At 64.5% G+C, this 22,660-nt stretch carries 17 protein-coding genes; 10 read left to right on the top strand and 7 right to left on the bottom strand.

Annotated features, from left to right (window positions below; translation table 11 throughout):
- Positions 1–37 precede the first annotated feature (37 nt).
- Positions 38–1,468 (top strand): acetate metabolism transcriptional regulator RamB, encoded by a 1,431-nt coding sequence (ramB, locus tag H1R19_RS03275; protein ID WP_188329403.1) that lies wholly within the window; start codon positions 38–40, stop codon positions 1,466–1,468.
- An 18-nt stretch (positions 1,469–1,486) separates the two neighbouring features.
- On the opposite strand, the gene H1R19_RS03270 is transcribed toward ramB, so the two are convergent.
- Positions 1,487–2,914 (bottom strand): lipase family protein, encoded by a 1,428-nt coding sequence (locus tag H1R19_RS03270; protein ID WP_188329402.1) that lies wholly within the window; start codon positions 2,912–2,914, stop codon positions 1,487–1,489.
- Positions 2,915–3,358: 444 nt separating this feature from the next.
- Between H1R19_RS03270 and H1R19_RS03265 the strand changes: the two genes are divergently transcribed.
- A complete protein-coding gene (locus H1R19_RS03265; protein ID WP_372631865.1) occupies positions 3,359–4,636 on the top strand; it encodes a lipase family protein in 1,278 nt (425 codons plus the stop codon).
- A 35-nt stretch (positions 4,637–4,671) separates the two neighbouring features.
- Here the strand turns inward: H1R19_RS03265 and H1R19_RS03260 are convergent, their stop codons facing one another.
- Positions 4,672–5,136, bottom strand: a complete 465-nt coding sequence (locus H1R19_RS03260; RefSeq protein WP_188329400.1) for a MaoC family dehydratase — start codon at positions 5,134–5,136, stop codon at positions 4,672–4,674.
- Positions 5,137–5,161: 25 nt separating this feature from the next.
- On the opposite strand from H1R19_RS03260, the gene H1R19_RS03255 reads away from it, so the two are divergent.
- Together H1R19_RS03255 and H1R19_RS03250 are read left to right on the top strand one after the other, a co-directional pair.
- Positions 5,162–5,698 (top strand): carboxymuconolactone decarboxylase family protein, encoded by a 537-nt coding sequence (locus H1R19_RS03255; RefSeq protein WP_188329399.1) that lies wholly within the window; start codon positions 5,162–5,164, stop codon positions 5,696–5,698.
- 13 nt (positions 5,699–5,711) lie between these two features.
- Positions 5,712–6,353 carry a class I SAM-dependent methyltransferase gene (locus H1R19_RS03250; protein ID WP_219850563.1) on the top strand — a complete coding sequence of 214 codons (642 nt, stop codon included), beginning with the start codon at positions 5,712–5,714 and terminating at the stop codon, positions 6,351–6,353.
- A 102-nt stretch (positions 6,354–6,455) separates the two neighbouring features.
- Here H1R19_RS03250 and H1R19_RS03245 read toward each other — a convergent pair whose 3' ends face one another.
- A complete protein-coding gene (locus H1R19_RS03245) occupies positions 6,456–7,790 on the bottom strand; it encodes an alpha-hydroxy acid oxidase (protein WP_280527226.1) in 1,335 nt (444 codons plus the stop codon).
- Between H1R19_RS03245 and H1R19_RS03240 the strand changes: the two genes are divergently transcribed.
- Positions 7,784–8,440: a GntR family transcriptional regulator gene (locus tag H1R19_RS03240; protein ID WP_219850562.1), complete on the top strand. Its 657-nt coding sequence runs from the start codon at positions 7,784–7,786 to the stop codon at positions 8,438–8,440. The two genes, H1R19_RS03245 and H1R19_RS03240, sit on opposite strands and share 7 nt — an antisense overlap.
- Before the next feature lie 24 nt (positions 8,441–8,464).
- Here H1R19_RS03240 and H1R19_RS03235 read toward each other — a convergent pair whose 3' ends face one another.
- Positions 8,465–8,881 carry a hypothetical protein gene (locus H1R19_RS03235; protein WP_219850561.1) on the bottom strand — a complete coding sequence of 139 codons (417 nt, stop codon included), beginning with the start codon at positions 8,879–8,881 and terminating at the stop codon, positions 8,465–8,467.
- Positions 8,882–8,905: 24 nt separating this feature from the next.
- On the bottom strand, positions 8,906–10,543 hold the full coding sequence (locus tag H1R19_RS03230) for a GMC family oxidoreductase (RefSeq protein WP_244970852.1): 1,638 nt from the start codon (positions 10,541–10,543) through the stop codon (positions 8,906–8,908).
- Positions 10,544–10,848: 305 nt separating this feature from the next.
- Here H1R19_RS03230 and H1R19_RS03225 point away from each other — a divergent pair, with 305 nt between their 5' ends.
- On the top strand, positions 10,849–11,823 hold the full coding sequence (locus tag H1R19_RS03225) for a C-terminal binding protein (protein ID WP_219850560.1): 975 nt from the start codon (positions 10,849–10,851) through the stop codon (positions 11,821–11,823).
- Positions 11,824–12,402: 579 nt separating this feature from the next.
- Here H1R19_RS03225 and H1R19_RS03220 read toward each other — a convergent pair.
- Both H1R19_RS03220 and H1R19_RS03215 read right to left on the bottom strand, forming a co-directional pair.
- Complete coding sequence (locus H1R19_RS03220) at positions 12,403–15,792, bottom strand: pyruvate carboxylase (protein WP_219850559.1); 3,390 nt, start codon at positions 15,790–15,792, stop codon at positions 12,403–12,405.
- 89 nt (positions 15,793–15,881) lie between these two features.
- Positions 15,882–17,306: an aldehyde dehydrogenase family protein gene (locus H1R19_RS03215; RefSeq protein ID WP_219850558.1), complete on the bottom strand. Its 1,425-nt coding sequence runs from the start codon at positions 17,304–17,306 to the stop codon at positions 15,882–15,884.
- Between the two features lie 192 nt (positions 17,307–17,498).
- Here H1R19_RS03215 and H1R19_RS03210 point away from each other — a divergent pair, with 192 nt between their 5' ends.
- The 4 genes from H1R19_RS03210 to H1R19_RS03195 all read left to right on the top strand — a co-directional run bounded on the left by H1R19_RS03210 (position 17,499) and on the right by H1R19_RS03195 (position 22,656).
- Positions 17,499–18,698 carry a mandelate racemase/muconate lactonizing enzyme family protein gene (locus H1R19_RS03210; RefSeq protein WP_219850557.1) on the top strand — a complete coding sequence of 400 codons (1,200 nt, stop codon included), beginning with the start codon at positions 17,499–17,501 and terminating at the stop codon, positions 18,696–18,698.
- A 79-nt stretch (positions 18,699–18,777) separates the two neighbouring features.
- A complete protein-coding gene (locus H1R19_RS03205; RefSeq protein ID WP_219850556.1) occupies positions 18,778–19,908 on the top strand; it encodes an NDMA-dependent alcohol dehydrogenase in 1,131 nt (376 codons plus the stop codon).
- An 87-nt stretch (positions 19,909–19,995) separates the two neighbouring features.
- Positions 19,996–21,330 carry an MFS transporter gene (locus H1R19_RS03200; protein ID WP_219850555.1) on the top strand — a complete coding sequence of 445 codons (1,335 nt, stop codon included), beginning with the start codon at positions 19,996–19,998 and terminating at the stop codon, positions 21,328–21,330.
- Between the two features lie 90 nt (positions 21,331–21,420).
- A complete protein-coding gene (locus H1R19_RS03195; protein WP_219850554.1) occupies positions 21,421–22,656 on the top strand; it encodes an MFS transporter in 1,236 nt (411 codons plus the stop codon).
- Positions 22,657–22,660: the final 4 nt, after the last annotated feature.

Here is a 22,660-nt window from a genome sequence, read left to right as displayed (position 1 = left end):
GCCCTCGACCCGGGGGCGCCTGTCCGGGAGGTGGACGATGAGCAGGACCTATGTCGGCTCACGGTTGCGCCAGCTGCGCTCCGAACGCGGACTCTCACAGGTTGCGCTGGCCCAGACCCTGTCGATCTCGGCGTCGTATCTCAACCAGATCGAGCACGACGCCCGCCCGCTGACCACATCTGTGCTCCGCAAGATCACCGAGGCCTTCGGGGTCGACGCCGGATTCTTCGACTCCCAGGACGACATCCGCCTCGTCGCCGAGCTGCGTGAGGTACTGCTCGACGACGACGTCGAGGCCTCGCCGGGCACCCTCGACGCCCAGGGCATCAGCGCGATGGTCTCCACCCATCCGGAGATGGCGCAGGCGATGGTGAACCTGCACCGGCGATATCGCATCGCCACCGATCAGCTCGCGGCAGCCACCGACGAACGCGGCGATCGCAGCATGCGCGGCACCATCAGTGCCCCGCATGAGGAAGTTCGCGACTATTTCTACCTGCGCCGCAACTACATCCACGAACTCGACGTAGCCGCCGAGGAGATGACCACCCGCATGCGCATGCACTCCGCGGACATCCGGCGCGAGATCATGAACCGCATCGAGAACGTCCACGGTGTCAGCATCGTGCGCCGCGTCGACCTCGGGGATTACACCCTGCACCGGTTCAACCGGGAGGAACGGCGCCTCGAGTTCTCGGCATCTCTGTCGGCGGGACAGCGGACCTTCAAACTCGCCAGCGAGCTCTGCTACCTCGAATACCAGGATCTGCTGGACAAACTCGTCGACGAGGCCAACTTCAGCAACTCCGACGCCCGCGCACTCGGACTGCTCGGTCTCGCCAACTACTTCGCCGCGGCCGTCGTGCTGCCCTACAGCCAATTCCACGGTGCGGCAGAAGATTTCCGCTACGACATCGAACGCCTCTCAGCGTTCTACGCGGTGTCCTACGAGACGATCTGCCACCGGCTCTCGACTCTGCAGCGCCCCAACCTGCGTGGCATCCCATGGTCGTTCGTCCGTGTCGACCGCGCCGGAAACATGTCGAAACGCCAGTCCGCCACGGGTTTCCACTTCTCGTCGAGCGGCGGTACCTGCCCGCTGTGGAACGTCTACGAGACCTTCGCCTATCCGGGCAAGATCATCACCCAGATCGCCGAGATGCCCGACGGCCGGAACTATTTCTGGGTGGCACGCACCGTCGAACGCCGCGCCACACGTTATGGGCAACCCGGGAAGACCTTCGCGATCGGCATGGGATGCGAACTGCGCCATGCCGCCCGCGTGATCTACTCCGACGGCCTCGAGATCGGACCGCAGGCGCATGTCACCCCGATCGGCGCCGGCTGCCGGGTGTGCGAGCGGACCAACTGCGCGCAGCGCGCGTTCCCCGCGGTCGGCGCGTCGTTGAGCATCGACGAACACAGCAGCAGCGTCTCGCCGTACATGAGTCTCACCGAAAATCGTTGAGCTGCAGGTCCTCCTGCGTCAGCGCCGGCACTCGTCACGAGCGGGGATACCGCGCAGCCGGTTGTCCAACCAGGTCGCGGTGTCCGGGAAACCGGCGAACGCGCCCGACACATGCTCGGTCGGGTACTCGCGGTAGATCGCCGTCGCACCGAGCTCGCACTGCTGGTGGAAGAGTGCGCGCGCCTGCGACGCCGGAACCCACCACTCGTAGTGTCCCTGGTAGATGAGCAGCGGCATGGTTGCTGCGAGGTCGTGCATCGAGGTGACCTCGAAGAGCCGATCGGCGACCGGGGAATGGAACGGATCGGGATCGTTCGACAGCACCTGCGTCGGCAGGTGTGAGATCCCGACGTTGCCCATGTCGTCGGTGCACATGTTGCGCAACTCCGACGTGGCGAGCCAGCCCGCGAGATGATTGGCCATCCCGAGTACTTCCGGCCGCTCCCGTGCCACCCCGAGGATCGCCGAATGGAACACCCCGGACGCGAGGTTGGCGTTCATTGCCCCGGCGATGGCACGGAAGTTCGCCGGAACGCCGCCGACGGCCGCGCCGACGAAGCGATCCGCGATGTCCGGTGCGTAACTGCCGGCGAGTTTGGCCGCCCCGTGGGTGGCGATCGCGCCACCGGAATAACCGACCATCGCGATGGGCCCTCGGGCGAGTTCGGTCGGGTCGAGCCGGGCGGCGGCGCGCACCGCGTCCAGGATGACGTGAGCTCCGACGTACGGTTCGGCGTAAGCCATCCGGGGACCGGTGTGATCGGGCACGATCACGGCATAACCACGATCGAGCGCCAGCTGGGTCATCGGCGGGATCAGGTCGGTCTCGTTGGTGTTGTTGGTGAAGCCGTGTGCGTAGGTGAAGCCAGTCGTGCACTTGGTGCCCAGTGCGACGATCGGCGAGTTGTTGATGAGGATCGGGCGCGCTCCGGGGCCCGTCCACGCCTTGCGCGGGAGCAGCAGCGTGGCGGTACCGAACATCGGACCACCGGTGGCGTCGACGGTGCGGAACTTGACCTGACGAGCCGAACGCAACGGGACGAAAACCAGCTGCTGGGCCGTCCCGGTGACCCTGCGCGTGGTCAGCACCTCTCCCGGCGTGCGCTTGGCCAGCCCGGCGGGCCAGTGGTCGAAGAACCGGTCGCCACTGGGCGAGGGCATGATCGCCTCGCGCAGTTCCTGCAGCTCATGGGTGGCGCCGGCGATCCGCGAACGTTCGGGGATGCGCTGGAGCTTCTTGATCGGCGGAGGCGGGATGACAGCGTCGAGGTCTTTCGGGAGCTGCGACGGCACCTCTGCCAGATTGGGCGGCTCGGCGCGCGCCGTCCCGACACCCACGCTTCCGGTCGGATCGATCCCCGTCGTGCTCATCACCGTCGCCACGACGACGCCGGCGATCATCGCCGCGCGCAGCATCGATCGCCGCATTACACCCCTGGTCGGCATCGCCAACCCCCCCTAATCCCATCGGTGAACTCCCGGTCGTCTGTCCCCCGACAGCCCACCGCAGCAGTTCACGCCAACCGCGAACCCCGGCTAATGCTAAACGGCCGCGCCCATCTGTGCGTCCGCGATTCGCCGCAGCGGCCCCTTTTTCGTTGCCGCGACCGGCAGACGAATGAGTCGGATGGCGATAAATCACAGTTGAGTCTCGAGCGGAACACCATCAGTGCGGCATCACTGCCCGACCTGGTCATATGTCCTACTGTCGCGACAGAGCGCACGCGACGACGCGTACGCAGCGCGCGAAGGAATCCGAGGACGAGAACCTCGCACCGCAGGCGACGCGGAATCGCCGTCCACCGCCTGCCGTCGGTCATGATCTGCGTCCTGCTCGCGCTGCCACTCGGCGTCGTGTCCGCCGGGCACGCATCCGCCGACCCGCCCAACATGATGCCGCTGCCGCCGCCGGTGGCCGAGGCCGTCGACCACGCAGTTCCGCCGCCGCCGATCCCCCGTCTGCGAACCATCCCGCCGCGGGCACGCGCAGCCGGATTCGACCACCGCACAATGGAACTGCGGGAGGCGATGCTGCCCTCCCCCACCGGGGACCCGATGTTCGACCGGTGGCCGGCCGACCTGGAGGCACGCGCACCCGGAGAGGTGATCGCCACCCGCGACGTCACCGGCGCCGCCGGACCGGTGGTGACGGTCCCACTTCGTTCGGCGACACTGATCAAGTTCCGCAGCACCGACGCCACGGATGCGGCGATCTACGGCACCGCCACGTTGCTGATCCCGCGCCGGGCCTCCCGGTCCCCGATGCCGCTGCTGGTGAACAACCTGCCCATCGACTCACTCGGCGCCGCCTGTACTCCCGGTTACACACTGGCGCACGGATTCTCGATAGCCACGGGGATCACCGATCTGATCCCGCCGACCACGCAGTTCGCCCTCGCCGACGGCCACGCAGTCCTGATCCCCGACCATCAGGGGCCGCGCATGGCCTACGCCGAGCCGGTCCTGGCCGGGCACGTCGTGCTCGACGCCATCCGCGCCGCGGTGCAGCTGAAGTCACCGACGTTGGGCCGCAGCCGAATTGCGCTGACCGGTTACTCCGGTGGCGCGATCGCCACACACGGGGCGTCGAAGCTCATCGGCGAGTACGCCCCGGAGCTGACCGGCCGGGTCGTCGGCGCCGCACTCGGTGGCGTGCCCGCAGACTTCCGGATGCTGGTCGGCAGCATGAACGCCAACCTGGCCACGGGCCTGTTCCACGCGGCCACGTTCGGCATCGCCCGCGAGCGGACCGAGATCCTACCGCTGGCGAACCGGCCGGCACGCTGGCTGGCGACCTCGCCGCTGAAGAACGTGTGCGTGATCCCGGAAGCGTTGGCAGGCGGGACCTTTCTGCCGATGCAGCTGATGTCGAAGGATCCCGACCCGTTCCGCTCGCCGGTCGCCGAGCGCATCTACGAGATCACCCGGATGTCGGACCGCACGTCCGCGATTCCCCTGCTGATCTACCAGGGAACCCACGAGTGGTGGATCCCCGCGGCCGGCGCCCGCGCGCTCTACCGCCAGCAGTGCGCCCGCGGCGCGAACGCCGCGTACCGCGAGATCTTCGGCGAGCACGTCACCGGCGCTCTCCTCGGTTTCCCGGTGGCACTCGAATGGTTGAATCGCCGCTTGAACGGCGAACCGGCGGCCAGCGAGTGTCCTCGCTGACCGCCGGGAAGTGAGACTGCGAAAGCCGGAGACCGTCAGTAGACGAGAACGCGGAGGTTCTCGGCGACGCAGGCAGGCTTGGCCTCGCCCTCGATCTCGACGGTGTTGGTCACGACCATGCTGACGCCCTTGGGTGTCTCCTCGATGGAGGTGATCACCGCGTTGGACCGGATGCGTGCGCCCACCTTGACCGGGTTGGGGAAGCGCAGCTTGTTCATGCCGTAGTTGAGGACGAGCTTGGGGCCCTCCACGGTGAAGATCCGGCCTGCGAGCATCGGCAGCAGCGACACGGTCAGGTAGCCGTGGGCGATGGTCGTGCCGAACGGACCCGACTTCGCGCGTTCGGGGTCGACGTGAATCCACTGGTGATCGCCGGTGGCGTCGGCGAACGCATTCACCCGCTCCTGCGTGATCTCCAGCCACTCACCGGAGCCGAGGTCTTCCCCGATCGCGGCCTTCAACTCGTCGACACTCGTGAACGTCCGTGTGGTATCCGTCATAGTCCGCGTAGTCTACCGTGGGCCCATGAGCACACCTCGCGTCACACCGGGTGGTCTACGGGAGCTCGGACCGTTCAACTTCGTCTTCGCACGCGGCGCGGCTCGGGTGATGGGCGTCGACGACGCCCACATCTTCTCCACCCTCGGCCGGGCGAAGGGACTCTTCCGCGGCTGGCTGCACTTCAGTGCCCGCCTGATGCCCTTCGGTACCTTGTCGCGCAAGGACTCCGAGATGATCATCATCCGCGTGGCACACCTGCGCGGTTGCGACTACGAGCTCGACCACCACCGCCGCCTCGGACGGCGCGCCGGCATCGCCGACGCGGAATTCGAACGCATTCTGGAAGGCCCCGACGCCGGGTGGGGTGACCGGGAGCGCGCGATCCTGCGGGCCGTCGACGAGCTCGTCGAGAACAAGGACATCTCCGACATCGCCTGGGCCGGGATCGCCCGGCACCTCGACGAGCGCAAGCTCATCGGTTTCACCCTGCTCGTCGGCCAGTACGACAGCCTGGCCACCACCATTTCCACGCTGCGCATCCAGCGCGATACGCGCGCCTAGACCGGAGGAAGCGATGGAGTCGGTCGCGCAGCGCCTGATGCATAACGCGCACTTCGCCGAGATCTACGAGCATCTGTGGCGGCCCACCTTCACCCGGCTGTTCAGCCTCGGCGGTCGTGCCACCGAGGACTTCGACCGCGCGCTGCGCGCCTACCTCGCCCGACCAGGTGAACGTTCCGTTCTCGATGTCGCCTGCGGCCCAGGGAATTACACGCGCCGCATCGCCGACGGCCTGACCGGTGACGGCCGATGCGTCGGGCTGGACTTCTCCGCACCCATGCTCACCCGGGCGGTTCGCAGCAACAACGTCGACCGCGCCGCGTTCATCCGAGGTGACGCGCACGCGATCCCGTTCGGCGACAACACCTTCGACGCCGTCACCTGCCTCGCGGCACTCTACCTCATCCCCGACCCCCTGCCCGTCGTCGACGAACTGGTGCGGGTGGCCAAGCCGGGCGGCGAGATCGTCGTGTTCACCTCGGTGGCCACCGAGGTGACATCCCTGCCGGGCGTCCGGCGGATCGTGGGGATGAGCGGATTCCGCATCTTCGGCGCCCACGAGATCGTCGACCGCCTGCGGGCCGCAGGGGTCGTCGACATCGAGCAGAGCATCACCGGTCACGGCCAGTACGTGCTGGCTCGAAAACCCCGTTGATCGCACCTGGTAGGTGCGGCCGGCCGTGCCCGAATCCCTGACGGCGCTACCGGATCGCAACGCCATCGACGGTTCGGCCGCATCCCTGCGCCGGCACCGTGGTCAGACTTCGGCAGAGACGCTCCGACGGCCGTCTACGTCTCTCAGTACGACCAGGTCCGGGTTGAGCTCATCCACCGACTTCACCCCGAGCAGTTGCATCGTGGCCACGAACTCCTTCCTCATCAGTTCGATGGAACGGTCGACACCAGCTTCGCCGCCCGCCATCAACCCATACAGATAGGACCTGCCGATCCAGACTCCGCGAGCACCCAGCGCGACTGCCGCGGCGACGTCTGAACCCGACCTGAAGCCGCCGTCCACATAAACCTCTGCGCGCTCACCAACCCGGCGAACGGTGTCCGAGAGCTGTTCGAGTGGAGTGGCGGCACGATCGAGCTGTCGGCCCCCGTGGTTGGACAGCACGACGGCGTCAGCGCCTGCATCTACGACCATTGCCGCGTCTTCAGCGTGCTGGACACCCTTCACCACCAGCGAGCCCGACCAGATGTCGCGAAGCCACGCCACGTCGGCAACCGTCGACGACGGGTCGAAGATGAGGTTGGTGAGTTCCGCCGGCGAGCCGTCGAAGTGCGAGAGCGATGCGAATTCCAATGGTTCGGTGGTGAGGAAATTGAGCCACCAGTGCGGATGCCGAGCCCCGTCCACGACAGTGCGGAGAGTGAGCGAGGGCGGAATTGTCATGCCATTGCGCTGATCCCGTCGGCGAGAACCACCAACCGGCGTGTCGACGGTCAGAACCAGCGTGTCACAGCCCGTCTCGGCCGCGCGCGCCACGAAGTCCGCGCTCGCGGCCCGGTCCTTCCACAGGAACAACTGAAACCACCGGCGCGTCTCGGGAGACGCTGCTTCGAGGGCCTCCAGGCTGGTGGTGCCCATGGTCGACAGCACGTAGGGCAGGCCTGCCCGGCCTGCAGCCCTGGCCACCGCCGGTTCGCCGCTGTGGTGCATCATCCTCGTGTAACCGGTGGGTGCCAGTACCACGGGCAGTTCGGCGGGACTACCCAACATCGTCGTGGTCGTATCCACGCGAGAAACGTCGCGGAGCACATTCGGCCTGAACTCGATCCGCTCGAGCGCCGCACGGCTCCGCTTGAGTGCGACCTCGTCTTCAGCACCACCATCCGTGTAGTCGAATACAGCTCTGGGAGTCCGCTTCTTGGCGACCGTGCGCAAATCGTCGACCGACGTCGCCTTCCTGAGGCGACGCGCAGTCGCGGAGAGTTGCACCGGCGGCGGCTGCAGTAGGGGTTTGAACTCAGACCAGCGGGGAAAACGCCTCTTGACCATGCAGCGATTCTGCATGCAGAATGCAGAGAGGTCAACCCTCGCTGGCCGGCAACTCGACCAGACGTTTCGGAAGGTGTGCGATGCCACTCGTCCCTGTAGAGCAGCCCGCTTCATTGTCGGAGATCGCGTACACGCAGATCCGGACGAGTTTGTTGCGGGGCGAACTCGCAGAACAGAAGTCGATCAGTGTGGTCGCCCTCTCCGCGCAGTTACAGATGAGCAGGAGCCCTGTAGCCACGGCGGTCGTACGCCTGGTCAACGAAGGCCTGCTGGTACAGAACCCAAACGGTAGTGCCGCGGTACGCACGCTCGACAAGGACGAGCTCCTCGACGCCCTGCAGGTTAGAGCAACCTTGGAAGGACTGGCCGCGGAGCTGGCGTGCCCGTTGCTCGACGACGGCACGATCGACGAGTTGGATGAGATCCACTCCGAGTTCAGCCGTGCAGTGAAAGCACATGATGCGCGCACCGCCCGGATTGCCGACCTGACCTTTCATCAGTCCATCCAAAGAGCTTCGGGGAGCGCGGTTCTCGACGAGCATCTGTCCCGGCTTCAGGCTCAGGTACTCCTCACCACCTACACCGAGTCCTGGGCCGTGAGTGGACCACCGGCACTTGTGGAGCACGCTGCAGTTCTCGAAGCGCTCCGCAACGGCCGTGCAGCCGATTCGGCCAGGCTGGCCACAGAGCATGTCCTCGCTGCCCGGTCCCGCGTCAGCCGGACGTGGAACAAGTGACGCACTGACGCGCGCGGCGCGTGGTCATCGGGGCGTTGGAATGTACACCGGACCCCGTGCGGCGACGCGTGCCGTCACCTCGGCGATCTCGTCGTAGTCCGGAGTGTCTCGCAACGCCTCCTGCCCCGGATAACCCAGCGCTGCGGTGACTGCGGGGTTCAGGAAGTAGGCTCCCGCAATCATCCGTGTGACCATGTCGAAAGCCGGCTGACCAAGCCCCCGGATGGCGCCCAGGGGATCAGCAGGCGCATCAGCCGGCAGCTCCGCGAGGGTGTTCAGAAATGTCTCACTCAGGTCGTCCCGTGCTCGCAACGCGCGTGGAATCAGTTCGGTCACAATGCCGGCCTCGGTGGCTGACGGCATACCGAGGTCCTTGTCTGACGGGATCAAAGTATCCGCAACCCAGGCCAATTGCGCTCGAACATCATCGATGGTGATCATTTTCTCAGCCTCTTCCCTACGACCTCAGGCCCCGATACCGAACTTCTGCGAACTGGCGGTCTTGATCGCAGCTTCCGTGCTGCGCAGCGCAAGCGCGGCGACCGTGCCGGTCGGATTGACAGCGCCCGACGTCGGCATCACACTTCCGTCCATCACGAACAGGTTCGGCACGTCATGGGATCGCCCGTATCCATCCACAACCGATGACTGCGGATTCTCTCCCATCCGAACCGTACCCAGCAGGTGCCAGCCGGTCTCCCGCACGATCGGCGACACCAACGTCTCATAGGCACCCGCCTCGCGCATCGACTGTTCCGCCAGCGCGTGGTTGAAATCGAGTAGAGCGCGTGTGTTCTCGGAGGCCCGATAGGTGACCTTCGGGGCGGCGAGCCCACTCCCGTCGACCAACTCCGGGTCGAGAGTGACGGCATTCGATTCGTCGGGAAGATCCTCCGCGAGGATCGCCCAGTAGGCTGAGTGCGCAAAGCGGCGTTGCACCTCTTTGTGGAAGTCCGGCCCCCAGGCTCCGGCCCCACCCCAGGGGAAGGACCCGGTGGTGTTGAGCGGTCCACCTGTACCCATGAGCTGCCATTTCGCACCTCGAAGAAATCCGCGACCGGGTTGCGTCTCGGCGAATTCCAGGGAATAGGCCCGCTGCCCGAAGGGGCCCTGCCAGTTCTCGAAAGCCTCGTCGAACAGCCCGACGACGGTGCTGTAAGGGTGCATCATCAGATTCTTCCCGACCAGACCTGACGAGTTCGCCAGACCGTCAGGATGGGTCTTGCTTGCCGAGGCGAGCAGGAGTCGCGGTGTGCCGATGCCGTTCGCAGCGAGGACCACCGTGCGTCCGCCGACGAAATGGTTGGCCCCGGTGGCGAGGTCGACGTAGGTGACGCCGGTTGCCAGCCCACGCGAGTCCGTCTCGACCCGTAGCACGCGTGCCCTCTGACGGAGTGTCACACCGAGTTTCAGCGCAGACGGCCAGTGCGTGCGGTCAACCGACGCCTTGGCGCCGTCGAAACAGCCCCACATACAACTCGCCCGACGAACACACGGCTCGAGCGCGCCGTGTCGCACCGTGGCGATCGAGTTGGACCCAGGCCACCAGTGCCATCCCAGCCTGTCGTGGGCTGCGGCAAACCGTCGCTCGAGGTCACCGAGTGGGAACGGGGGCAGTGGGATGTCGAACCCCTCGGGGAATGCGGGATCGTCCGGGACCCCCGACACGGAGAAGTCATGCTCGACGCGTGCATAGAACGGTGCCAGTTCCTCGTACGTCAGCGGCCAGTCAGCCGCGACACCGTCGAGCGTCTTGACCCGGAAATCACTGGGCTTCAGTCGGTGCCAAGCGGCGGCGTAGAGAATCGAACTGCCGCCGACACCGTTCCACATCAGTGGCGCCACCTCGGACTCGGAATCGTTCACCGGGTAATCGCTGACGGCTCGACGCTTGTTCGGATTCCAGGAGAAGTGCTTGTCCTTCGTGAGCTCGAACTCAGGCTCGGCACTTCGGATCGTCGTGTAGTCGGGATACTCACCCTGTTCGAGACATAAGACCGAGTACCCGCTCTCGGCAAACCTCTTCGCGGCCACTGCACCACTCGGTCCCGAACCGACTATCACGACGTCGTAGGTGTCTGCGGATGATTCCAAGAGATTCACAGTGTCTCCAATAAGGGGCCGTGTCATGGGGCTGGAGGGGTCGCGAGACCTGGTCGCGCGGATGTAACCGCCGTCACCATATTGTGCATGCAGCACGCATTCGGTGTCAACGTTCGCGCGGAGCCACCGTTTGCACCCAACGGATTCAGCACCTAAGTAGCTGCAATTAGCCATTTTTCACGACCACATGGCAATACGCCCGTTGAGGTGGGTCAACCTCTGAAATCGGGCAATGCCGTGAGATGAATCCCCGCTGCCGTCGCAGAAACTGGACTTCAAGTCTGCATGCAGCATACGATCCAGAAATGGCTACCGATCGTCCGGCAAGAAACACTGTTGTCATCGTCGACCACCCTTTCGGCGACGTCGAAGCGGAGCGCGAGGTGGCAACCCGTCACGGCTACGAACTTCACGTCCACCAATGTGCGAGCGAATCCGAAGTCATTGAAGCAGTACGCGACTCGAAGGTTGCACTGGTCAATCAGGCACCCATGACCCGCCAGGCGATCGCAGCCATGGCGAGCGGCGGAACTATTGTTCGATACGGTGTGGGCTACGACAATGTCGATGTCTCCGCGGCCGTCGAGCACGGCGTGGCAGTCGCGAATGTCCCCGATTATGGCAGCGGGACGGTGGCAGACCACGCCGCAACTCTCCTGCTGACGATGCTGCGCAAGGTACCCGAGTACGACGACGCAGTCCGCACGCGTGGCTGGATTGCTCAGTCCGAGGTCGGCAGGGTGCGTGACTTCACCGTTGCAACCATAGGCATGCTCGGTTTCGGACGAATCGGTCGCGCACTTCATACACGTCTTGCGCCATTCGGTTTCGAGATCATCGTCCACGACCCGGCCGCCGACGAGGAGCAGTTGCGGGACTTGGGCATTGGCCTCGTCAGCTTCTCGGAACTGCTCGAGAGAAGCAATGCGATATCGCTGCATTTGCCACTCACTACCGATACCCACCACATCATCGACGAACGATCACTGCGCCTGATGGCGCCCGACGCAGTCCTGGTCAATACCGCGCGCGGCCCCCTGGTCGACTCGGCCGCCCTCGCTCAGGCGCTCAATTCCGGCACCCTGGGCGGCGCCGCACTTGACGTCTTCGAGAGCGAGCCCCTACCCAGCGACTCTCCACTGCGTACCGCACCTCGTCTCCTACTGACACCGCACACTGCCTTCTACTCCGACCAGTCACTCACCCGCCTTCAGGAATTGGCTGCAGACGAAGTCGGTCGCGCATTGCGCGCCGAACCCCTCCGTTGCAGAGTCGCGTGAACCAGTAAGGACCCAACCGGGTAGTAGGTGGTCAGCCGGCTGACGTCAGCTACGTCAGCCGGCTGATCACCGTACGTCAAGTGCGTTGTGATCAGTCAGTCCAGAAACGCCTCCGCCGCGGCCGTTGACACCGCCGCGTCGACGACACAGCGTCGCGCTCGCTGACTAACCAGATTCCTGGACAGCACGCTCTTCGTAGGGCCACACCGAACGCTTACGCAAGTTCCGTACCGCCGGACCAGTTCCTCCCTGTTCCGCAGCAACACCTCCGGGTGGTGTCGAATCACGTTGTGCCACCACACTGAGTCCGGACGGTCCGACCGGGAATGCTTCAGAGAAACCCTGTATGCCGCCCAGTGCGTCGAGCAGGTCGCGCTCGTCAGCCTGTAGCGATCGATTATCTGGGTCCCTCAGCAGAGCATGCACAATCGCAACGGCACGACGTCGAGGTATACCGAAGTCACTGATGAGGTCGTCGGGAGGCCCGCCGAAGGGCAACCAGTCCCTGAACAATCGACACAGCTCCCGCTCATATGTATCCATGCAACCAGCCACTACTCGGGACGTTCTCGGCGATCATCAGTGAATTTCGATCAGCAGGTCTCCGGGTGTGACCTGGGTGACCGATCCGATTGCCAGTCGCGCGACTTTGCCCGCGACCGGAGCGGTGATCGCGGCTTCCATCTTCATCGCCTCGATGGTGCCGATGGTGGCGCCCACGGCAACGTCGTCGCCGACGTCCACCGACAACGAGACGACACCGGCGAACGGTGCGCCCACGTGGTGGGGGTTGGATCGATCGGCCTTCTCCGCCGAGGCGACGGTGGAGTCGATGGCGTGGTCACGCACGGCGATCGGGCGTAGTTGACCGTTGAGCACACACATCACGGTGCGCATCCCGTGCTCGTCGGGTTCGCTGATCGCTTCGAGTCCGATCATCAACTCCACACCCGGTTCGAGTTCCACGCGATCTTCCTCGCCGTAACGCAGACCATAAAAGAACTGGTTCGCCGACAACCGGGAGGTGTCACCGTAGATCTCGTAGTGTTCCTCGAATTCCTTGGTGGGACCGGGGAACAACAGATGATTGAGCCGTACCTGACGGTCCTTGCCCGGCTTGTCGAGGATCGCCTCGTCATCGGCCGAGAGTTCGACCACCTCGGGCGCCGGTGCACGCCCCTCCAGTGCGAGGGTGCGCAGTGGTTCGGGCCATCCGCCGGGCGGGTCGCCGAGTTCGCCACGCAGGAACCCGATCACCGAGTCCGGGATGTCGTAGGAACCCGGGTCGGCAGCGAAGTCCGAGGCGGTGATCCCGCGGCCGACCAGCGCCAACGCCAGATCACCGACGACCTTCGACGACGGCGTCACCTTCACCAGGCGACCCAGCATCGCATCGGCGGCGGCGTAGGCCTGCTCGACGGCCTCGAACCGGTTACCCAGCCCCAACGAGATGGCCTGTTGCCGCAGATTCGACAACTGCCCGCCGGGGATCTCGTGGGAATACACCCGCCCGGTCGGGGCCGGTAGCCCGGACTCGAACGGCGCGTACACCTTTCGCAACGCCTCCCAATACGGTTCGAGGTCACACACCCGCGCCAGCTCCAGGCCGCTGTCACGCTCGGTGTGGGCGGTCGCGGCCACGATCGCCGACAACGGCGGCTGACTCGTCGTGCCGGCCAGTGCCGCACTCGCCCCGTCGACGGCATCGGCACCGGCCTGCCACGCCGCCATATAGGTGGCGAGCTGCCCGCCCGGGGTGTCATGGGTGTGGACATGGATCGGCAGATCGAAGTTGGCGCGCAACGCCGTAACCAGCGTGGCCGCCGCCGGAGCCCGCAACAACCCGGCCATGTCCTTGATCGCGATGATGTGCGCACCGGCGTCGACGATCTGCTCGGCCAGACGCAGATAGTAGTCGAGGGTGTAGAGATCCTCGGCCGGGTCCGACAGATCACCGGTGTAGCTCATCGCCACCTCGGCCACCGCGCTACCGGTCTCACCGACCGCGTCGATCGCCGGGCGCATCGCATCAACATTGTTCAGCGCGTCGAAGATCCGGAAGATGTCGATACCGGTCGCCGCAGCTTCCTCGACAAACGCCGTCGTCACCTTGGTGGGATACGGGGTGTACCCGACGGTGTTGGCGCCGCGCAGCAACATCTGCAGACAGATGTTGGGAATCGCCTCGCGCAGCTGCGCCAACCGATCCCACGGATCTTCCTTCAAAAAACGCAGCGCCACATCATAGGTGGCACCACCCCAACACTCGACCGACAACAACTGCGGGGTCAACGCCGCCACATACGGGGCGACGTTGAGCAACCCGTTGGTACGCACCCGCGTCGCCAGCAACGACTGATGGGCATCACGGAAAGTGGTGTCGGTGATCCCCAACCGCGGGGACTCCCGCAGATCCCGGGCAAACCCCTGTGGCCCCAACGCCAGCAGCCGCTGCCGCGAACCCTCGGCCGGCGAGGCGAGCACCGACCGCTCCACCAGGGGCAGCTTGTCGCGCGGGTACGCCCTCGTCGGACGCTCACCGTGAGGCTTGTTGACCGTGACATCAGCCAGAAACGACAAGATCTTGCTGCCACGATCGGCCGACGAGCGTGAGGTCAACAACTCCGGGCGTTCATCGATGAACGACGTCGTCACCCGCCCGGCCCGAAAATCCGGGTCATCGAGCACCGCCTGCAAGAACGGAATGTTGGTCGCCACACCACGAATCCGGAACTCCGCCACCGCCCGCCGGGCACGACGCACCGCGGTCGGGAAATCCCGTCCCCGACACGTCAACTTGACCAGCATCGAATCGAAGTGACCACTGACCTCCGCACCCAGATTCGCCCCACCATCCAGACGCACACCGGCACCACCCGGGCTGCGGTAGGCGGTGATGCGCCCGACATCCGGACGGAAACCGTTCGACGGATCCTCAGTGGTGATACGGCACTGCAACGCCGCCCCCCGAATCCGGATCGCGTCCTGACTCAACCCCAGATCGGCCAGCGACTCACCCGCCGCGATCCGCAACTGCGAACTCACCAGGTCCACATCGGTGATCTCCTCGGTCACCGTGTGCTCGACCTGGATACGCGGATTCATCTCGATGAACACATGCCGACCCTGCTCATCGAGCAAGAACTCCACCGTGCCCGCACACGAATACCCGATATGGCGAGCGAAGGCCACCGCATCGGCACAAATCTGCTCACGCAACTCCTCCGACAGATTCGGGGCCGGCGCCAACTCGATCACCTTCTGATGCCGACGCTGCAAACTGCAATCACGCTCATAGAGATGGATCACCTCGCCGTGGGTGTCGGCAAGGATCTGCACCTCGATATGACGCGGATTGATCACCGCCTGCTCCAAGAACACCGTGGCATCACCAAACGCCGCCTCGGCCTCCCGAGACGCCGCCGCGATCGCCTCGGCCAGATCCGCACGCTCGGCCACCCGCCGCATACCCCGGCCACCACCACCGGCCACCGCCTTCACAAACACCGGGAACTGCATGTCCTCCGCAGCGGCGAGCAACTCATCGTGATCAGCCGACGGCTCCGAAGACGCCAGCACCGGAATACCCGCCGCCTTCGCCGCGGCCACCGCAGTCGCCTTGTTACCGGTCATCTCCAAAATCTCGGCACTCGGCCCGACGAAAGTGATACCCGCCTCCGCACACGCGGCAGCCAAACCCTGATTCTCCGACAGAAAGCCATACCCCGGATAGATCGCATCAGCACCACACCGCACCGCGGCACCGACCACCTCCTCCACCGACAGATAAGCGCGCACCGGATGACCAGGCAACCCGATCTGATACGACTCATCAGCCTTCAACCGATGCACCGAATTGCGGTCCTCATAAGGAAACACCGCAACCGTTCGAGCGCCGAGCTCGTAGGCGGCACGAAAAGCACGAATCGCGATCTCGCCGCGGTTGGCGACCAGGACCTTCTCGAACATCTGGTGTCTCTCTTCTCTCAGCGGTTCAACCGCCGATGCGGCCGGTCTTCGAGATCGCTACGGGCCCTCCTCAGACGACGAGTTCGTCGTCAGGCGGGGATGTACACGGACTTCGTCTCCAGAAATTCACGAAGACCGTGCGCTCCGAATTCACGACCGTTCCCGGAGTGCTTGTACCCACCGAATGGAGCTCGATTGTCGAGGGGCGCACCGTTGATGTGGACCATGCCGGTCCGTAGACGACGCGCGAGATCCCATGCCCGATCTTCGCTGGCGGAGTACACCTTTCCGGACAGGCCATACTCGGAGTCGTTGGCCATGGCAACAGCCGAGTCCTCGTCGGTGTAACCGGCAACGACCAGGACCGGCCCGAACACTTCCTCGCGCCAAATCCGCATCTCGGCCGTCACGTGACTAAATACGGTCGGTCGCGCGTAGTAGCCCTCCTCCAGGCCATCGGGTCGCCCCAGTCCGCCCACCACCAGCTCGGCCCCTTCGCGTATGGCCGAGTCGATCAGGTCCTGCACCTTGTCGAATTGCTGCTCAGACACCACTGGGCCCACGTCCGTGGCGGCGTCCCGAGGATCGCCCACCACGACTGCGGCAGTGGCCTTTCGCACGATGGCTTCAACCTGGGATACGAGATGCGCGGGAACCAGCATCCGTGATCCGGCATTGCAGGACTGACCCGAATTCTGGTACATCGCCTGAACCTCGGCGGTGACGACCTGCTCCAGGTCCGCATCGTCGAGAATCACCGTCGCCGACTTGCCACCGAGCTCCTGCGAAACTCGCTTGACCGTGCGCGCGCTCGTGCGGGCCACCTCAATGCCTGCACGTGTGGAGCCGGTGAACGACATCATTGCCACGTCGGGATGTTCCGCCAAGGCTGTACCCACGGTCGGCCCGTCGCCGTTGACGAGATTGAAGACGCCGGCGGGCACACCCGCCGCGGCAAGCACTTTGGTGAACACGATCGCGTTCAAAGGTGCGATCTCCGATGGCTTCAGGACCATCGTGCATCCGGTGGCCAACGCCGGGGCCACCTTTGCCGCGATCTGGTTGAGCGGCCAGTTCCACGGCGTGATGAGGCCACAGACGCCGATCGGTTCGTGCACCACCCGGGTCGTACCGATTCGCTCTTCGAAAGCGAAGCTCTTCAGCGCTTCGAGCGTGGCGACGAAATGGCCGAGACCGGAAGGCACCTGCGCCCCGGCAGCCAACGTCACCGGCGCTCCCATTTCTGCGCTGAGGACAGAAACCAGCTCATCTGAGTGAGCCTCGTACGACCTGATCACTGCTTCGAGCAAGGCGATCCGTTCGTCGACGCCGATTCGACCGAAACTCTCGAATGCCGTGCGGGCAGCTGCAACCGCACGTTTGACGTCGGCGGCGTCACCCATGGACACAACTGCGCACACCGTGCCGTCAGCCGGATTGATGACATCCAAAGGTGTACCGGTCAGCGGACGGGTCCACGTGCCATCGATGAATAGTGAGCGGTCGACCTGCATAGGGCCCTCCATCGTCGTCCCTACGTAGCCTGCGGCACGTATTGTCAAGGATTAACAATCAGCCTAGAGTGATCCCAGCACTCGGTCAAGAATTAATCGGTGGATCACTGATTCGGATTCCGAACGCCACTCGACATGCGGTCCGGACGTTTCAGCGACGAGTGCTGACTTGTAACGAACCACGGAGGACACATGAAGATAACCTCGGTCGAAACCTTCGCCTGTGATGCGGGGTGGCGTAACTACCACTTCCTGAAGATCGTCACAGACGAAGGCGTCACGGGATGGGCGGAGTTCGACGAGGCGTTCGGTCCGCCGGGACTGACCGGGGTGATCGAGAACTACGGCCGTCGACTGATCGGTCGTGACGCGTTCGCCCACGAGCAGCTGCACGTCACTCTGGCCTCGACAGCACGGCCAGCGCCACACGGGATGACCGCGGAAGCGTTCGGCGCGATCGAGAACGCCCTGCTCGACATCAAGGCCAAGGCCCTGGGCGTGCCGGTGTATGAGCTGTTGGGCGGGAAGGTGCGCGATCATGTACCGATCTACTGGTCGCACTGTGCGAGTTGGCGGATCAATCACCCGCAGTACTACAGCCCCCAGATCCGGGATCTGAACGGTGTGCGAGAGGCCGGCGTCGAGGCGCGGGAACGTGGCTTCAAGGCAGTCAAGACGAACATGTTCGTTCATCATCCCGACGGAGCGCGAGCGTGGATGGCCGGCTTCGGGGCGCCGTTCGAGCCGGGCCTGAACATCGACCGGAAACTCATCTCGAGCGTTGTCTCCCACATGGAGGCACTTCGCGACGGCGCCGGTGACGACGTTGAGCTGCTGCTCGACCTGAACTTCAACGCTCGCACCGAGGGGTTCCTGAAACTGCTGCGCGCGCTCGACGACTTCGACCTCTTCTGGGTCGAGCTCGACCTGCACAACCCGGAGGCTCTGGCCTATATCCGCCAGCACACCAAACATCCGATCGCCTCGCTGGAGACACTGTTCGGAGTCCGGCAGTTCAACCCGTATCTGCAGGCCCAGGCTGTCGACGTCGGCATCGTCGATGCGATCTGGAACGGCACCTGGCAGGCCATGAAGATCGCAGCCGCGGCGGAAGCACACGACGTCAACATCGCGCCGCACAACTTCTACAGCCATCTCGCGACCATGACCAATGTGCACTTCGCCGCAGCCGTCCCGAACCTGCGGGTGATGGAACACGACGTCGATCGTCTCCCCTGGGACGATGAGCTGTTCGACACGGCTCCGCAGATCGTCGAGTCGGCACTCGTCGTGCCCGACGCACCCGGCTGGGGCATCACACCCAACGAGGAAGCCATCCGCGCACATCCACCGAAGGTTCACGCCGACTACCTCGGCTTCTCGACCACGTGATCGGCAGCCTATTGACTTCCAATAGTGATACACGTAACACTCACGTTGTTAACTGTTAATTCTCGACAAGGAGACGGTTTTGAAGACTCAGGGAGCTATCTGCTGGAACCCGGGCAAGCGTGAGGGGTGGAGCGTCGAAGAGATCGAGATCGACGACCCTCAGCCCGAAGAGGTGCTGGTGCGACTTGCCGCTTCAGGACTGTGCCACTCGGATGACCACATCGACGCGCCGGTCTACCACGATGGCTTGGGCCCCACGCTCGGCGGTCACGAGGGAGCCGGCATCGTAGAGAAGGTCGGCTCCGCGGTGACAACCCTCAAGCCGGGCGATCACGTCGTGTTGGCCTTCATCCCCGCCTGCGGCCGTTGCGAACCGTGCGTCAACGGCCACTCCAACCTGTGCGTTCTCGGCCAGCACAACCTCACCGGCGTCGAGATCAGCGACCTCAAGCCGCACGTGCATGCCCGTGGACAGGGCATCGGAACCATGTGCCTCCTCGGCACATTCAGCCCGTTCGCGCTGGTACACGAGGCCTCCGCGGTCAAGATCCGCGACGACGTCCCCCTGGACAAGGCCGCGCTCGTCGGCTGCGGCGTGACCACCGGGTGGGGTTCGGCAGTCAATGCCGCGGAGACGCGGGCGGGTGACACCGTCGTGGTGATCGGCGTGGGCGGTGTGGGCATGAATGCGGTCCAGGGCGCGCGGATGGCCGGTGCCCGTCGGATCGTCGCGGTCGACACCGAGGCGTGGAAGGTCGAGAAGGCCAGAGAGTTCGGCGCGACGCATACCGCCACCAGCATCGCGGAGGCACACGAGCTCGTTCGGGAACTGACCTGGGGCAAGATGGCCGAGCGCGTCATCCTGACCGTCGGGTTGGCGGAGAGCCATCTCATCAACCCGGCGATGGAACTTGTCGGCAAACGGGGAACCCTGGTCGAGACCTCGGTCGCCCCGGCGAGCCAGAAGACGATCGAACTCGATCTGTTCACCTTCGGGACATACGAAAAGCGTCTGGTCGGAACGCTTTTCGGAAGCGAGAACGCTCGCACTGCGATCCCCAAGTTGCTCGACTACTACATGGACGGTCACCTCAAACTGGACGAACTGATAACGCGGACGTACAAGCTCGAGGAGATCAACGAGGCCTACAAGGACATGGCGGACGGAAAGCTCATCCGAGGCGTCATTTCCTACGATTCCGCGCTCTGACATCTCGAGGAAGACACTCACATGAAAACTATTGCGTCAGAACGTGACGTCTACGATGCATACGACGTCGGAACACCCTCGGACCGGATGAAATGGGTCTGGATCCTCGGTCTCGGCGGCGTCTTCTTCGAAGCGTACGCCGGGGCGGCGCTGGCGACCGGCCTGGACCCGCTTCAGCGTCAGTTGAACCTCAGTACCACCGAGGTCTCGCTCATCACCAGCTCGTACATGCTCGTCGCAGTCTTCCTCTGCCCCTTCGCAGGTGCGTACTCCGACAAATTCGGCCGTGTCCGCATCATCATCCTGGCAAAGGTCATCGCCTGCGCCTCGATGATCATGGCGCTCAGCGCGCCGAACTTCGAAATGCTGCTGGCGAGTCGGGTCCTGCTCGGCGTGGCGTGGGCCATGGACTTCGGTGTCGTCCTTGCCTACATCGCGGAATTCCTTCGGCGACGGGATCAGGCAAAGCTCAGCCGTTGGCAGGGCGTGTGGTACGTCGCGACGACCGCAAATCTCTTCGTCGGATTGATCATCTTCCAGTTCCATGTCGGCGACTCCATCTGGCGCTACCTCATGGGCACAGGCGCGGTTATAGCCGCCGCGCTGGCTGTGGCCCAGATCGCGCTGTTGCCGGAGTCCCCGAGATGGTTGGCTTCGCGCGGCCGCTACACCGATGCCGTCGCTGCACTGAAGAAGGTGTACCACGTCGATGTCGTCGCAGGGGACTCCGCCCCGGTTGGCGGTGAGGTTGCCACTGCGACACCGTCTGCCGACAGTCGTCAGACGAGCCCGATGCAACTGTTCCAACGACCGCTGTTGGGACGCACCGTCCTTTCCACGGTCAGTTTCAGCATGCAGGCGCTGCAGTACTACGCGATCGGGTGGTTCCTGCCGGTCATCGCATTGCAGCTCTTCGGTGAGAGTTTCCAAGCAGCAACAGTCGGCGCAATGGTGTTCAACGCAGTGGGAATCATCGGCGGATTCAGTGCGGCCGCGATCTACCACCGGTTCGGGATTCGCCGGTCGGTCCGTGTCGGGTTCGCTGCGTGCGCGGCCATTCTGGTCATCTTCGGTGTCGGGTTCGATCACCTACCACTGTGGGCCGCTGTCCTACTGCCCACGGCGTTCATCTTCTTCCACTCGGCATTCGCTGCTTCCGGTGGAGCGGCCTTCTCCGCGTTGGCCTATCCGAGCGCGGTGCGCGGATTCGGCATGGGATTGTCCACGACCGCTTGCAACATCGGTGCGTTCGTCGGCTTGTTCGCCTTCCCGTTCCTGCAGGAGAGTTTCGGCGACGGCGGCGCCATCCTGCTGACCGCAGCCGTCCCGCTCGTCGGATTGGTCGTCGCCTCGGTGATCCGATGGGATCCCGAAAAAGACCTCGACTCGGAACACGACGACCTCGCCGTCATCGCACACTGAGCGCAGGTCCTCATCCCCCGCCCGTGGTCGCCCCCGGGCCGGCATCACAGCCGGCTCGGGGGCGACGAACCGACACTTGACAGAGCTTCGATGATCACAGACACTTCGGGCCTCGAGAACAGCCGGACGGCATCACGGTCCCTCACGCAGAGAGCCCTCATCGCGCTCGCGCAGGTTCTCGGACTGGCCGTCTGGTTCTCCGCGTCTGCGGTTCTTCCTGCGGTACAACGTGATTGGAACATCGGCTCGGCGGCTTCGGTCTGGCTGACCACTTCGGTCCAGCTGGGCTTCGTGGCGGGCGCCATCCTCTCGACCGCTTTGAACCTCGCAGACCGTATTCGTCCGCAGGTATTACTTGGGATCAGCGCCCTCGGTGCAGCGACGTGCACCGCGGCGCTCGCCGTGTCACACGGCCCCTGGGCAGGCATCCCGCTGCGTCTGCTGACCGGAGTCTTCCTCGCCGGCGTCTATCCGGTGGGGATGAAGTTGATGGCGTCGTGGTCGACCGTCGACAACCGGGGACGGTCGCTCGGACTGTTGATCGCCGCCCTCACACTCGGGTCAGCACTCCCGCATCTGATCAGCAGCCTGGGTGACCTTCCGTGGCGGACAGTTCTTCTGGTGGCCGCCACGATCACCGCCCTCGGTGGAATCCTGGCACTCACACTGATCCGAACCGGGCCGTTCACCACGGGCGCCCCCGCCGCCTTCCGTCCGCGTTACGCGCTTGAGATGTTTCGCTCCCGCCGCGTTCTGTTGGTCAACCTCGGCTATTTCGGCCACATGTGGGAGCTGTATGCCCTGTGGGCATGGCTACCCGCTTACCTTGCCGCCAGGCAAGAGTTTTCAGAGTCACCGCTGAGCCCGTCGCTGACCACTTTCCTGGCAATCGGTGTCGCCGGCATCGCCGGTTGCCTGGCCGGCGGCTGGGCAGCGGACCGATGGGGTCGCGCACCCGCCGCAATGACGGCGCTGGCGATCAGCGGCGCGTGTTGCGTCTTCTCCGGACTCTTCTTCAGAGCACCGTTCGCGGTGGTACTCATATTTCTCGCCGTCTGGGGCGCTGCGGTGATCGCGGACTCCGGGGTGTTCTCCGCCAGCCTCACCGAAGTCGCAGACGCAAGGTACATCGGCACCGCCCTGACCGCGCAGACTGCGATCGGATTCCTGTTGACGGTGGTCTCCATTCAGATCGTCCCGTACTACGCAGAGCTGGTGGGGTGGAGGTACGCGTTCACGATCTTGGGTCTGGGTCCGATCGTCGGGGTCGTAGCGATGGCAATCCTCAGACGAAGCACACTCAGAACTGCTACGCTCTGCTGTTAACAAT

The organism is Gordonia jinghuaiqii (genome assembly GCF_014041935.1).
Taxonomy (GTDB): domain Bacteria; phylum Actinomycetota; class Actinomycetes; order Mycobacteriales; family Mycobacteriaceae; genus Gordonia; species Gordonia jinghuaiqii.
This window is presented reverse-complemented; position numbering and strand designations above follow the sequence as displayed.

Bases quoted from the DNA above. Each gene is read 5' to 3' on its own strand.
- ramB (WP_188329403.1), top strand. From the start codon at position 38: ATGAGCAGGACCTATGTCGGCTCACGGTTGCGCCAGCTGCGCTCCGAA.
- H1R19_RS03270 (WP_188329402.1), bottom strand. From the start codon at position 2,914: ATGCCGACCAGGGGTGTAATGCGGCGATCGATGCTGCGCGCGGCGATG.
- H1R19_RS03265 (WP_372631865.1), top strand. From the start codon at position 3,359: ATGATGCCGCTGCCGCCGCCGGTGGCCGAGGCCGTCGACCACGCAGTT.
- H1R19_RS03260 (WP_188329400.1), bottom strand. From the start codon at position 5,136: ATGACGGATACCACACGGACGTTCACGAGTGTCGACGAGTTGAAGGCC.
- H1R19_RS03255 (WP_188329399.1), top strand. From the start codon at position 5,162: ATGAGCACACCTCGCGTCACACCGGGTGGTCTACGGGAGCTCGGACCG.
- H1R19_RS03250 (WP_219850563.1), top strand. From the start codon at position 5,712: ATGGAGTCGGTCGCGCAGCGCCTGATGCATAACGCGCACTTCGCCGAG.
- H1R19_RS03240 (WP_219850562.1), top strand. From the start codon at position 7,784: ATGCCACTCGTCCCTGTAGAGCAGCCCGCTTCATTGTCGGAGATCGCG.
- H1R19_RS03235 (WP_219850561.1), bottom strand. From the start codon at position 8,881: ATGATCACCATCGATGATGTTCGAGCGCAATTGGCCTGGGTTGCGGAT.
- H1R19_RS03225 (WP_219850560.1), top strand. From the start codon at position 10,849: ATGGCTACCGATCGTCCGGCAAGAAACACTGTTGTCATCGTCGACCAC.
- H1R19_RS03220 (WP_219850559.1), bottom strand. From the start codon at position 15,792: ATGTTCGAGAAGGTCCTGGTCGCCAACCGCGGCGAGATCGCGATTCGT.
- H1R19_RS03215 (WP_219850558.1), bottom strand. From the start codon at position 17,306: ATGCAGGTCGACCGCTCACTATTCATCGATGGCACGTGGACCCGTCCG.
- H1R19_RS03210 (WP_219850557.1), top strand. From the start codon at position 17,499: ATGAAGATAACCTCGGTCGAAACCTTCGCCTGTGATGCGGGGTGGCGT.
- H1R19_RS03200 (WP_219850555.1), top strand. From the start codon at position 19,996: ATGAAATGGGTCTGGATCCTCGGTCTCGGCGGCGTCTTCTTCGAAGCG.
- H1R19_RS03195 (WP_219850554.1), top strand. From the start codon at position 21,421: ATGATCACAGACACTTCGGGCCTCGAGAACAGCCGGACGGCATCACGG.